This window comes from Mycobacterium sp. 852002-51613_SCH5001154 (assembly GCF_001667425.1).
Classification (GTDB): Bacteria; Actinomycetota; Actinomycetes; order Mycobacteriales; family Mycobacteriaceae; genus Mycobacterium.
Map to the genome: position 1 here is coordinate 23836 of NZ_LZII01000007.1, position 12586 is coordinate 36421.

The window sequence follows — 12586 nt, forward strand, 5'->3', positions numbered from 1 at the left end:
TCCTGGACGCCATCGGGATGCGGCCCTACGCCTACGGCACATAGCGGTCCCACTCAAACGGCACCACCGCGAAAAACGGTGCGGCGAACAACGGTTCGACACCCGGCTCCTCCCAGCGCGCCGACAACACCGGCCGCAGGCGTTCCCCGACGGCGACGGGATCGTCATCGAGGAAGCAATACGTAATGGTCTGGCCCGCTTGAGCACTCGCCAGATTCGCCTCGACTTGCCGCGATGTCCCAGACCATACGCCGGCGACACCGGGCACTTCCACCAGCGGGCCCGCCGGAGCCGATCCCCGCTCGACCAGTAGGAACGCCCCCCGCGCGGGCAGCCAGGGCAGGACGTCCGACCCCACTCTGACCCGGGGCGCGGCCGTCTTGGCCCGCACCTCGTAGACGCCGCGCTCGACCGGTGGCAGCAGCGGGAGCTTGCGGCCGGCGTTTCCGAGTGCCGAGGACAGTTCGTTGAACCCACGCAGCCCGGCCGGGTCGGTGAAAAAGTACGTCATGACGTGGTCGACCCCGTCCAACGGTCCACCGCTGATCGTCCGCGCAGAGCGGCAGGCCGGCGTCGACACCAACCGCAACGAGGCGCGCACCGCCGCCAACCGGTGTTGCTCGGGTCGGTGGTCTAGGGTGTGCCAGCGCAGGTACTCGGCGTCCAGACCGTCGGGATGGCGAGTCGCCATGGACACGAACAACGTGGAGATCTCTCCGCGCCCGGCGGCGAGGATCTCGGCGACCTGGTCCGATGGCGTGCCGGGAAGCTGCATCACGGCTGTTCGCACCATCTCGTCGAGTCGTATTCGGGCAGCGCGATTTCGGGGTGCCGGCTCTCGATCATGCGCCGGAAGCCTTCGCGCCAGGGCATTTTCGTGCGGCCGAGCATCTCGTGCATGCGGGCGACATCCGGCCACAGCGGCGTGTGCGCGTCGGTCGTGTATTCGAAGATCGGCTCGACACCGATCAACTGGCCCATGAACGTGCAGTAATCCTCGACGCTGACCGTTTCGCTACCGGCCCAGTTCACCACGACCGGCGGCACCGCGGCGACCTCCATCGCGCGGATGCCGAGCTCCACGTAGTCGTCCTCGTAGATGGGGTTGTAGTTGTTCGGCTTATCGGGATGCAGCCGAATTGGTTTGCGCGCCAACATGGCATCGAGGCGATCGGCGGGAGCACCGCCCTCCGGCCCATAGGTTGAGCAGACCCGGATGATGGTCAACGGTATTCGATAATGCCTGGCGATCCAGGTGCACACCGACTCCGCCGCGACCTTCGAGAAGCTGTAGTTGGCGCGCAGCGGCACACCCGGCGGATCGGTTTCGGCCAACGGTCGCTGACCTTGGTACGCGTAGATCGACCCAGTTGAACAGAAGACGAAGCCCTTTGCGGCGCGGCAGTGGTACAGCAGTTCGCCGGACATGTGCGCATTCGTTTCGACGCAGCGGTTCCAGTCGCCCGCGCCGGTGTCCACCGCAGCGTGAAAGACGTAGGTGAAATCCTCTGGAAGATCGGAGAAGTCACCCGCGCCGATGTCCAGCGGGACGGGTTTGATGCCGGCGTCGACGAGCCTCCTTTGGTCGGCGGGGTCTTTGAGGCGCGCGGCGCCCCACACCTCGTTTGAAGCCGCCAGAGCGCGCGCGATGGGAAACGCAATCTTGCCCGTCGCCCCGGTGATCAGGATCTTTTCTGCGTCGAGCAACCAGCCCTCCCGAATGTGAAGTACTTGATATGCCGGTTGGCAGCATAACTCCCCGCTGAAGGAACATGGCAGGACAGGTCCGTTCGGAATCGCGTCGTGACCGCGGCTCTTACCTGGTCATGACGGTTTCAAGGGAATAAACTGAGACCGCCAAGGCCAGGATGGCCCCACCGGGAGGCCCACCATGAGATGGTTTGCTCGTCGTCTGACCGCCGTCGTCGCGGTCGCCTTCGTGGCGATGGCGGTCGCGGTGATCGCGACGCCCGGAATCAGTTCGGCGCAGTGCGATCACAACATGTCGTTTAATCCGGTGACGTTCGAGTGCAAACCGCCGCCGGCATCACCGGCGTGGTACACACTCCCGCCGGCATACGCGCCCTCATTCGCCGGGCAGGAAGTTCCGCCGCCGCCGCCACAGCCATGGTGGACGTCGGAGCCCCCGATGTGGAGTGTCGGCTTCCACCAGTGGGGAATCTATGTGGGCGGCGTTTGGGTGCCGCTCTGACCGGTCCGCGGTCTTCCCGCGACGCCGCTTGACGGGCAACGCAGATACCGTCTCGATCACCCTTACGCGCGAGTGATAACGTAATTCTCCGATTCGTATAACGGTCCTACCAGGTTGCAATTCGGGGACCGTTCGACTCGCGGAGGTGACGTGTCTGCACCGGGACGCCCGCTGCCCCTGATCACGCAGGAAAACGAATTCTTCTGGACCTCGGGCGCCGACGGGAAGCTGCGCCTGCAGAACTGCAATGCTTGCCAGTCGCTGATCCATCCGCCGGCACCGGTGTGCCGGTACTGCCGATCTCGCGACATGGGCGTGCGGGCGGTCTCCGGGAAGGCGACGCTGGCCGGCTTCACCATCAACGAGCGGTTCAGCCTGCCCGGATTGGTCGCACCCTATGTGATCGCGCAGGTGGCGATCTTTGAAGATCCGCGGGTTCGGCTGACCACCAACATCATCGAGTGCGAGCCCGATCAGCTCGAACTGGGCCAACAGGTCGAGGTCGTCTTCGAACACGTCGAAGACGTGTGGTTTCCGCTGTTCCGACCGGCGCAGACCGCGGAACCCGGTCCACTGCCCACGGACGAAATAGCGCCCGAGCGATTCGGCGAACACGTCCGGCCGATGCTGACCGTCGAGAAGTTCGAGGACAAGGTCGCGCTCACCGGGATCGGCATGTCGCCGATCGGGCGCCGGCTGATGCAGCTGCCGCTGGCGCTGACGGTGCAAGCCTGCGAAGCGGCAATCGCCGACGCCGGCCTGACGTATGCGGACATCGACGGCCTGTCCACCTACCCGGGCGCCATCAACGTCGGCGGCTTCGGAGAAGGCGGCGTCACCGCGCTGGAAGCGGCGCTCGGCATCCGGCCAACGTGGCACAACGGCGCCATGGAGACGTTCGGCCCGGGCGGATCGGTGATCGCCGCCATGCAGGCGGTCGCCTGCGGCCTGGCCCGCCACGTGCTCTGCTTCCGGACGCTGTGGGAAGCGACTAATGGCGAGCTGATGAAGCAGGGCAAGATCAGCCCTTCGATGGGCCGGATGTCGGGCTGGCAGATGCCGTTCGGCGCCACGTCGGCGGCCCACACCTTGGCCATGAACGCGCAGCGGCACTTTCACCGTTACGGCACCACCAAGGAGACCCTGGGCTGGATCGCGTTGAATCAGCGGGCCAACGCCGAGCTCAACCCCACCGCCATCTACCGGTCCCCCATGACGATGGACGACTATCTGAACGCGCGACCGATCACCACACCCTTCGGCCTCTATGACTGCGACGTGCCCTGCGACGGCGCCATAGCGGTGATCGTCTCCGCCATCGACGCCGCCCGCGACCTGGCCAAGCCCCCGGTGCTGGTGGAGGCGGTGGGTACGCAGATCGTCGAGCGAATCGACTGGGACCAAAGCACTTTGACCCATGAGCCGCAGGTGCTGGGCCAGGCCGCGCACGTGTGGACCCGCACCTCGCTGCGGCCCGTCGACGTCGACGTCGCCGAGCTCTACGACGGCTTCACCATGAACTGCCTGTCCTGGATCGAGGCGCTGGGGTTCTGCGGGATCGGCGAGGCCAAAGACTTCCTCGACGGCGGCAAGAACATCGCCCGCGACGGGCAGCTGCCGCTCAACACGCACGGCGGCCAGCTTTCGCACGGCCGCACCCACGGCATGGGGCTGGTTCACGAGGCCGTCAGCCAGTTGCGCGGGGAGGCCGGCGAGCGCCAGGTCGCCGGCGCACGGGTTGGCGTGGTCAGCAGCGGCGGCCTGACGCCCAGCGGAGTGCTGCTCCTGCGGGCCGACACATGAGCGCGCCGCGGCCCAGGCTGGTGATCGTCGACGGAGTTCCGATGTCGGCGCTGATCGCCGAAGCCCCCGAACCCAAGGCCGTGATCTTGGCGATCCACGGCGGCGGCACCACCGCAATCTATTTCGACTGTCCCGGCCATCCGTCATATTCGCTGTTACGGACCGGGGCGGCAGCGGGATTCACCGTGGTGGCCCTCGACCGGCCTGGCTATGGCAGCTCGGCGCCCTATCCCGAGGCGATGGTCGAGGGTGACCAGCGTGTCAAGCTGGCTTACGGAGCGGTCGACCGCATCATCGGCGAACGACCAAGCGGTGCGGGTCTATTCGTGATGGGCCATTCGGGCGGATGCGAATTGACGATGCGGATGGCCGCCGACGAGCGCGGCGCCGATCTGCTCGGCATCGAATTGGCGGGCACCGGGCGGCACTATCACCCCGCGGCCAAGGAAATACTCAGAACGGCGACTCGCGAACGCCGCCCGCCGGGCATGCGCGACCTGCTGTGGAGCCCGGAGCACCTGTATCCACCCGAGGTACTCGGCGGCGCGACGGTGTCCCCGTCGGCCCCGGCGTATGAGGACCAGATGGTCTCGGACTGGGCACGCCAAACCTTCCCGACGCTGGCCCCCGCCGTGCGGGTGCCGGTGCACTTCAGCATCGCCGAGCACGAAAAGGTTTGGCAGACCGATGATTCGGCAGTAAAAGAGATCACCGATATGTTCTCGTCCGCGCCACGCTTCACCCTGCACAGGCAGCTTCGGGCGGGGCACAACATCAGCCTCGGCCACACCGCTGCGGATTACCACGCGGAGGTTCTTTCGTTTGTAGGGGATTGCCTGGCCACCACCTCGTCGGACGAAGAGGAGGCCGGTTGATGCGGGTGGGATTCATCGGCCTGGGCAGCCAGGGCGGCCCCATGGCGCGGCGGATCATCGAGGCCGGCTACGAGACGACGCTGTGGGCGCGCAGACCCGCAACCCTCGAGCCGTTCACCGACACCGAAGCGAAAATCGCCGAATCGCCGGCCGACCTCGCCGCGGCCAGTGATCTGGTTTGCCTGTGCGTGGTGGGCGACGCCGACATCGACGAGATCGCGAGCGGTGCGCGCGGGCTGCTGGCGGCGATGGAGCCGGGTGGGGTGATCGCCGTGCACAGCACCGTGCATCCCAACACCTGCCGCGAACTGGCGGACAAGGCTGCCGCCAAGGGCATTTCGGTGATCGACGCGCCCGTGAGCGGCGGGGGGCCGGCGGCGTCCGAAGGGCGCCTGCTGGTGATGGTCGGGGGCGACGCCGACGTCGTCGAGCGTTGCCGGCCGGTCTTCGCCACGTATGCCGATCCGATCGTCCACCTCGGCGAGCTGGGTTCCGGTCAAACCACCAAGCTGCTCAACAACCTGATGTTCACCGCCCACCTGGCCACTGCGGCCACCGCGCTGTCGCTGGCGGGTGCCCTCGGCGTCGACCCGGACCGCCTTGCCGAAGTCGTCTCTCGCAGCAGCGGGAATAGCTTCGCGCTCAACGCCCTTGGCGGCATCGGCGGGTTGGACCGGCTTGCCGGGGTGGCCGGGACGTTGCTGCAAAAGGACGTCCGCCTGGTGGTGGACCTGGCCGAACGAGCCGGGGTGAGCGGCGGTGCCGTGCTGGATGCGGCCGACGCCGCGCTGGCGCTAATGGACCATCCGCGGTGAGGGTCGGGTTCGTCGGCGCGGGCCGGATGGGCCGCCCTATGGTGGCCCGTCTGATAGCTGCCGGGCACGAGGTCCGGGCCGTGGGCCGGACCGCGGACAGGCGGGGCGATCTCGAGCAGCTCGGCGCCCGGGCGGTCCACGAGGTCGCCGAGGCGGGTGCGCGGGCCGACGTCGTGGTGCTCTGCGTGTTCAGCGACGAACAGGTGTGGGAGGTATGCCTGGACGCCGGGTTGCTCTCCGCCATGCCGCCCGGTTCGGCGCTGGTGGTGCACACCACCGCCAGCCCGAAGACAATCGATGCCCTGGCCGCACGCGCCGATTGCGTCGACGTCATCGATGCGGCGGTCAGCGGGGGCCCGCACGACATCGCGGCCGGCCGGCTCACCCTCTTCGTGGGTGGCACCGACGATGCGGTGAAGCGGGTGCGGCCGGTGCTGGACTGCTACGGCGATCCCGTCTTGCACGTCGGGCCCACCGGAACCGGACAAAAGGTGAAGCTGGTCAACAACGCCTTGTTCGCGGCGCAGATCGGGCTGCTCGCGGAATCGATCAGGCTTGGCGAGCAGCTGGGCGTGCCGGAGTCGACGCTGCTGACCGCCCTGGGGCACGGCAGCGCGAGCAGCCGCGTCTTGAGCCTGGCGGCGGCGGGCGGCTCCGTCGAGTCGTTCATCGAGGTCGCCGGCGAATTCGTCAGCAAGGACGTGACGGTGGTGCGCAACATCAGCGATGAACTCCGCATCGACCTGGGCGCACTCGACGACGCCATCAACGCCACGAACGCCGCGAAGACGGGTTGAGATGCCCGTGTTTCGGTCTTTCCGGTTCGTCACGAAGGTATTACCGTTACCGTTACAGTGAACGACTCCGCTGTAAAGGTTTCAGCCCGCCCTCGCCGCTGAGGAGGATTCAGTGACAAAACCGAAGGTCGTCTTCGATCCGTACTCCGAGGACTACTTCAATAACCCGTTCGACACCTATCGACGGATGCGCGAGGAAGCGCCGCTGTACTACGACGAAAAAGAGGACTTCTACGCGCTGACCCGCCACGAGGACGTCGCGGCCGCGTTCAAGGACTTCGAGACCTATTCCTCGGCGCGCGGTTGCGACCTGGCGATGGTGCGCCGGGGCATAGCCCCCGAGCAGAAGTCGATCATCTTCATGGATCCGCCGGAGCACCGCCACATGCGCAGTCTGCTCAACAAGGCGTTCACCCCGCGTGCCATCCAGTCCCAGCGCGAGACGATCGTCGAGGTGATCGACAAGTACCTGGGCGCCGCCGACCCTGACAACTTCGACGTCGTGCAGGACTTCTCCGGGCCGTTCCCGGTGGAAGTCATCACCCGGATGGCCGGGGTGCCGGAGGAATACCGCCAGCAGGTGCGCCACTGGATCGACACCAGCCTTTCCCACGAACCGGGTCAGATCGAGATCAGCGAAGCCGGCATGCAGGCCAACATCGACACGGCGATGTACTACTTCAGCCTGGTTCAGGAGCGGCGCCAGGAACCGCAGGACGACATGATCAGCCGGCTGATCGCGGCCGAGATCCCGAGCGAAGACGGCCAGCTGCGCAAGCTCGACGACATCGAGATCTGCGGATTCGCAACGCTGCTGGGCGGCGCGGGCGCCGAGACCGTCACCAAACTGATGGGCAACGCGGCGGTGATCTTCGCCCGCAACCCCGACCAGTGGCAGAAGCTGCAGGAGGACCGCGACAAGATCCCGGGGGCGGTGGAAGAGCTACTGCGCTACGAGGGTCCGGTGCAGTACAACGTCCGCTACACCCTCAGGGAGGCGCACGTCAGTGGTGGCGTAATTCCCCCGGGCAAGCCGGTGTTCCTTTGCGGCGCAGCGGCGAACCGCGATCCGGAGGCCTTCACCGACGCCGACACGTTCGACATCGAGCGTGACCAGACCGAGGCACAGCATCTCGGTCTCGGATACGGAATCCACAGCTGCCTCGGCGCCGCGCTTGCCCGCCTGGAAAGCAGGATCGCGCTCGAGCGGCTCCTCGACTTCATGCCGCGCTACGAGGTGGACTGGGCGGGGTGCAAACGGGTGAACATGCAAAACGTCGCGGGCTGGAAGAACGTGCCCGTCAAGGTGCTTCGGTAAGGGGGTTGTTGCCGTGACGAAGAAAATTGAAGTCGATTGGGGGCTCTGCGAGAGCAATGGTGTCTGCATGGGCATCAATCCCGAGATCTTTCTCCTCGGTGACGACGACATGCTGACCGTCTTGCAGGAGGAGGTCACCCCGGAGAATGAGGCCGACGTGCGCGAGGCCGTTCGTCAATGCCCCCGGCAGGCCATCTCGATCGTGGGCGAGTAGCGGGTCAGAAACCGGCGATGATGACGGCGTTGCAGTCGGCCGCCGCCTGCCGCAGTTTCGCCGCCTTTTGATAGCCCTCGGACTCGTACCACGCGCGCGCCGCGTCCACCGATTCGAATTCGAGCACGACGGTCTGGTCGCCGTGCCAGGTGCCTTCGATCACCTTGGGCGCGGTGTCCACCGCGAGAATGGTGGCACCGGCCAAGGCCGAACCAGCGGCCTGCGCATAGGCTTTCATGCCCTCCGGATCCTTGATGGCCTCCGTGAGGATGACGTACCCTTTCGCCACTGAATCTCCTTAGATTTTGCTGATGGCCTGTTCGGGGCAGCACTCGATGGCCTCTTGGGTGGCGGCCTCGAATTCCGTTGGGACGTCGGATGGTATCGCCTCCGCGTAACCGTCGTCGGTGAGGCTGAACACCTCCGGGCACAGCGTCGTGCAGACGCCGTGACCGCGACAGCGCTGGTCGTCGACTGTGACTTTCATGCCGGCGTGAACTCCAGGTGCAGTTCCGTCAGGCCGCGCAGGATGTACGTCGGAACGTATTGGTAGCGGCGGTCATTCGCCGGGCCGTGCATGTCTTCGTTGATCCTGATGTCAGACGTCCGGTCGAGCAGGCGCTCGATCGCCACCCGGGTTTCGGCGCGCGCCAGCGGCGCGCCGGGGCAGCTGTGGATACCGCGCCCGAACGAGATGTGCTGGCGGGCATTCTTGCGGGCAGGGTCGAAGGTGGCGGGGTCGTCGAACCGGCGGGGATCACGGTTGGCGGCCGCTTGGACAACCATGACGGTGGTGCCCGCGGGCAGGCCGACGCCGCCGACGTTGGCGGGCACCCGATTCAACCGGAAGTCGCCCTTGACCGGGCTCTCGTGGCGCAACGACTCTTCGATGAAGTTGGGGATCAGGCTGCGGTCCTTGCGCAACTGCGCCTGGATGTCGGGCCGCTCCCCCAACGTCTGCAACGCCGCGCCCAGCAACCGCACGGTGGTCTCCTGGCCCGCCGAAAAGACGTTGCTGGCCACCCGCGCCACGTCCTCCACGTCGGGGGTCGAGCCGTCCGGGTAGGTGGCAGTGGCCAGGCCGGTCAGCACATCGTCGCGGGGCTCGCGCCGGCGGTCGATGACGTAGTCGGAGAAGAGACCGTAGAGGAATTCCAGCGGGCTGTGCGCCAGTGAGCCCTTGGTGCCCCCGACGCCGCCGCCCGAGTGGTCGCGGATGCCCTTGACGAACTTGTCGCGATCCTCCTCGGGCACGCCGAGCAAATCGGCGATGACCAGCAGCGTGAAGGGGCCGGCGAAGCCCTTGATCCAGTCGCCGCGGCCGGGCGCCAGGAACGTGTCGAGCACCTGGTCGGCGAGCACCCACATGGCGTCCTCGTTTTCCTTGAGGCGCTTCGGGGTGATCAGCCGCATGAGCAGCGAGCGGTGGTTGGTGTGGGTTGGGGGATCGAGGGTGGGCAGCTGGTCGCTGAACGGCAATTCGTCGCGGTGTTTCTCGATCAGCTCGGTGACGTCGTCACCCTCCAGCGGTACCGGGAAGCCGGGAAACGGGCCGGTGACGGAGACGCATGAGGACCACGTCTCGGCGTCGTTGAGCACCGCGCACGCCTCGTCCCAACCGGTGATCATCGTGACGCCGTGATGGCTCTCCCGCGTGACGGGGCACTGCCGGCGCAGCGCCTCGTAATAGGGGTACGGGTCTTCGATCAGCTCGCTGCCGCGGAAGAAGTCCAACTCGGAGAATTCGTTCGGCATCTCCCGCTCCTTGAATCTCGGCTAGCGAGAACGTGCCTCTCGCAGATGAGTATTACATTTCCACACGGCCTGGTTGGTCGTCAACGAGGGGTCGGCCGTCGCCGAGGGTGCGAGGGGGCGGTGTGCGGCGTTAGCTGGCGGGAACCAGATCCGCGGCGACCGATGGCCAGGCCAGCAGCCCGCTGCGGAAGGTCTCCACGTGACCGATCGAGCCGTGGCGCACCGCGGCGGCGGCCAGGGCCTGGGCTTTGAACGTGTGGGCGGCCATGCTCAACCGGTGCTGCACCAGGCCGACACTCTCGTCGAGCTCGGCCGGCCAGTTCTCCCCCCACAGCGTGACCTCGGTGACGCCGTGATCAAGGGCCTGCAACACCCCTTGCCGCACCCGCGGGTCGCAGCCGAACAAGTCCGCCGCCGCCGCCAGGGCCTGAGGACGAGGACGAGACTGCACCGCCGCCAACGCGTCTTCCAGATCGACCACACGCGCGCCAAGGATCTGCAGCGGCCGGTCGTCGGCGTGGTCGGCCAGGTCCGCCAGGAGCACGGTGACGTCCCACCCGGCCATCGCCCGGTCGAAAAGCCAGCCGCCGGCGAACCGCACCACGTCGACGACGGTGGCGGCGACCACGTCGAGCCGATATCTCATGTCCTCGCGACGCTCTTCTACGGGGCGAAGTCCCGCGCCAGAGTCTCGGCGTACTGCTTGAACACCTCGGTTAGCGGTATCGATGGATCGAGCAACCATGTGGTTTCCATTCCGTGGACGAAGGCGAGTATTTCCACTGCCTTGACGGCGGGGTCTACGTCTCTGCGGTACCGGCCGTCCGCCTGCCCGCGGCGGATCAGGTCGGCGACGATGTCGGTCGCGGCGCGATGCCGGGCCAGCATCCGGTCGTGTAGCGGAGCGTCGGGAAGGATGTTTTCGACCAGCAGCACGGTGAACGTTCCGACCAGCTCGGGTGCCCGGTTGAACCGATCGGCGACCTGGGCGATCTGGGCAAACAGATCCCCGGCCCGGTCGGCATGGAGGTCGTCGTCGAGATCCCGCGCGTCGAGGACGGCGTGCAGCAGCTGCTCCTTGGACTCGAAGTGATGGAGCAATCCTGCGGGGGTGACCCCGACCTCGCCGGCGATCTGGGCGAGAGTGGTGCTGCGCCAGCCATTGTGGGTGAGCAGCCGTTGAGCGACGTCGAGTATCCGCTGCTTGCGGTCCTCGCCTTTCGCGAGCAACGTGTCATATCGCCGTGCGTCGGGCACCGGACTCCTTGACCGATCGGCGGGCCGAACCAACCTAGTGAACACACAGTAGGTTAGTTTGCCCGCTGTGACAAGGGTCACCCGGGGGCGCCATTTCTCGGCCTGCGGCTGGGCCGCCGGACTACCGCACGAGCTCGACCAGGGTGGCGTTGGCGGTGCCGCCGCCCTCGCACATGGTCTGCAGCCCATAGCGAATCCCGTTGTCGCGCATGTGGTAAGCCATCCGCGTCATCAACACCGCACCGGAAGCGCCCAGCGGGTGCCCCAGCGCGATGGCACCACCGAGGGGGTTGACCCGTCCGGGGTCCGCCCCCGTTTCGGTGAGCCATGCCAGCGGCACCGGCGCGAAGGCCTCGTTCACCTCGAAGGCGCCCACTTCTGGGAGGCCTACGCCGGCCTTCTTCAGCACCTTCTCGGTCGCCGGGATGGGCCCGGTGAGCATCAGGACCGGATCCGCCCCGGTCACCGCCCCGGCCAGGTAGCGAACCAGCGGCGTCAGCCCCAACTCGACCGCCATCTCCGCCGTCGTCACCAGCAGCGCGGCCGCGCCGTCGGAGATCTGCGAGGAATTGCCCGCGTGGATCACCCCGTCTTCGGTGAAGGCCGGCTTGAGTCCGCTGAGTTTCTCGACCGTGGTCCCCCGCCGAATTCCCTCGTCGGCGGAAACGACCGTTTCGTCCTCGGTGAACACCGGCACGATCTGGTCGGTGAACGCGCCGGCGTCCTGGGCCGCGGCGGCCCGCTCGTGGGACTGGGCGGAGTACTCGTCGAGCCGGGTGCGGGAGAATCCCCACTTCTTGGCGATCATCTCGGCCGACAGGCCCTGGTTGAAGGAGAAGCCGTCATAGCGGGCGAGCACCTTCGGGCCGTACGGCATGCCGGTCGCCCTGGCCGAACCCAGCGGAACGCGGCTCATGACCTCAACACCGCCGGCGACGACGACGTCCTGCTGACCGGACATCACCGCCTGCACGGCGAAATCGAGCGCCTGCTGACTGGAGCCGCACGCCCGGTTGACGGTGGTCCCGGGGATGGTCTCGGGCCATCCGGCCGCCAGCACCGCGTAGCGGCCGATGTTGCTCGACTGGTCGCCCACCTGGGACACACATCCCCAGACCACGTCGTCGATGATCTGCGGGTCGACACCCGTGCGTTGCAGGAGTTCGTTGAGGACGACGGCGGACAGGTCGGCGGCGTGCATCCCGGACAGGCCGCCGTTGCGCTTCCCCACCGCTGTACGCACGGCTTCGACGATGACTGTTTCCCGCATATCCCTACTCCGCTTCCTTCTCCGATTTCGACAGCGCCCACCGGCCAGTAAACGACGGCTCCCGCCGCTCCGCGAAAGCGGCATACGCCGCGGCCGCGTCCGCCGTCGCGAAATTGCCCACACCAAGGCTCTGCTGAACGAGGGAGCCGACAGCACCTTGCGCGACGCGCTGGCCAACGAGGCCCGCGCTCAGGTGGGCAATTTCGCGACGGCGGACGCGGCCGCGGCGTATGCCGCTTTCGCGGAGCGGCGGGAGCCGTCGTTTACTGG

The 12586-nt window shown here is 66.9% G+C and carries 14 protein-coding genes and 2 pseudogenes; 7 read left to right on the forward strand and 9 right to left on the reverse strand.

What is annotated here, in order from left to right; translation table 11 throughout:
* Positions 1–31 precede the first annotated feature (31 nt).
* Positions 32–775 carry a hypothetical protein gene (locus tag A5750_RS03295; protein WP_067261188.1) on the reverse strand — a complete coding sequence of 248 codons (744 nt, stop codon included), beginning with the start codon at positions 773–775 and terminating at the stop codon, positions 32–34.
* A complete protein-coding gene (locus A5750_RS03300) occupies positions 775–1707 on the reverse strand; it encodes an NAD(P)-dependent oxidoreductase (RefSeq protein ID WP_067261190.1) in 933 nt (310 codons plus the stop codon). The genes A5750_RS03295 and A5750_RS03300 overlap by 1 nt, the downstream gene beginning before the upstream one ends.
* Positions 1708–1891: 184 nt before the next feature.
* Here A5750_RS03300 and A5750_RS03305 point away from each other — a divergent pair, with 184 nt between their 5' ends.
* From A5750_RS03305 to A5750_RS03335, 7 genes and pseudogenes are all read left to right on the forward strand, one after another.
* Positions 1892–2212, forward strand: a complete 321-nt coding sequence (locus A5750_RS03305) for a hypothetical protein (RefSeq protein WP_066957752.1) — start codon at positions 1892–1894, stop codon at positions 2210–2212.
* Positions 2213–2362: 150 nt separating this feature from the next.
* Positions 2363–4015: an OB-fold domain-containing protein gene (locus tag A5750_RS03310; protein WP_067261193.1), complete on the forward strand. Its 1653-nt coding sequence runs from the start codon at positions 2363–2365 to the stop codon at positions 4013–4015.
* The gene (locus tag A5750_RS03315; RefSeq protein WP_067261196.1) at positions 4012–4890 is read left to right on the forward strand and encodes an alpha/beta hydrolase; all 879 of its coding nucleotides are present in this window, start codon (positions 4012–4014) and stop codon (positions 4888–4890) included. The genes A5750_RS03310 and A5750_RS03315 overlap by 4 nt, the downstream gene beginning before the upstream one ends.
* Entirely contained in the window at positions 4890–5705 is an 816-nt protein-coding gene (locus A5750_RS03320; protein ID WP_067261199.1) for an NAD(P)-dependent oxidoreductase, read from the forward strand. Before A5750_RS03315 ends, A5750_RS03320 begins: the two co-directional genes overlap by 1 nt.
* Positions 5693–6502, forward strand: a pseudogene (locus tag A5750_RS03325) (NAD(P)-dependent oxidoreductase); the annotation flags it as partial. The gene A5750_RS03320 and the pseudogene A5750_RS03325, both read left to right, overlap by 13 nt.
* A 112-nt stretch (positions 6503–6614) precedes the next feature.
* Positions 6615–7820, forward strand: a complete 1206-nt coding sequence (locus A5750_RS03330; RefSeq protein ID WP_066957762.1) for a cytochrome P450 — start codon at positions 6615–6617, stop codon at positions 7818–7820.
* A 13-nt stretch (positions 7821–7833) separates the two neighbouring features.
* Positions 7834–8034 (forward strand): ferredoxin, encoded by a 201-nt coding sequence (locus tag A5750_RS03335; protein WP_066957765.1) that lies wholly within the window; start codon positions 7834–7836, stop codon positions 8032–8034.
* Between the two features lie 4 nt (positions 8035–8038).
* Here A5750_RS03335 and A5750_RS03340 read toward each other — a convergent pair whose 3' ends face one another.
* The 7 genes and pseudogenes from A5750_RS03340 to A5750_RS26245 form a co-directional block, all read right to left on the reverse strand.
* Positions 8039–8272, reverse strand: a complete 234-nt coding sequence (locus tag A5750_RS03340) for a DUF1330 domain-containing protein (protein WP_231989117.1) — start codon at positions 8270–8272, stop codon at positions 8039–8041.
* A 60-nt stretch (positions 8273–8332) separates the two neighbouring features.
* Positions 8333–8521: a ferredoxin gene (locus tag A5750_RS03345; RefSeq protein ID WP_046181688.1), complete on the reverse strand. Its 189-nt coding sequence runs from the start codon at positions 8519–8521 to the stop codon at positions 8333–8335.
* The gene (locus tag A5750_RS03350; RefSeq protein ID WP_067261204.1) at positions 8518–9789 is read right to left on the reverse strand and encodes a cytochrome P450; all 1272 of its coding nucleotides are present in this window, start codon (positions 9787–9789) and stop codon (positions 8518–8520) included. Before A5750_RS03350 ends, A5750_RS03345 begins: the two co-directional genes overlap by 4 nt.
* A 130-nt stretch (positions 9790–9919) precedes the next feature.
* Positions 9920–10435, reverse strand: coding sequence for a hypothetical protein (locus A5750_RS03355; RefSeq protein WP_066957770.1), 516 nt, complete (start codon positions 10433–10435; stop codon positions 9920–9922).
* Between the two features lie 17 nt (positions 10436–10452).
* Positions 10453–11046 (reverse strand): TetR/AcrR family transcriptional regulator, encoded by a 594-nt coding sequence (locus tag A5750_RS03360; RefSeq protein WP_066957772.1) that lies wholly within the window; start codon positions 11044–11046, stop codon positions 10453–10455.
* A 121-nt stretch (positions 11047–11167) separates the two neighbouring features.
* A complete protein-coding gene (locus A5750_RS03365) occupies positions 11168–12316 on the reverse strand; it encodes a thiolase family protein (RefSeq protein WP_067261206.1) in 1149 nt (382 codons plus the stop codon).
* A gap of 4 nt (positions 12317–12320) precedes the next feature.
* Positions 12321–12586: pseudogene (locus A5750_RS26245) on the reverse strand (hypothetical protein); the annotation flags it as partial.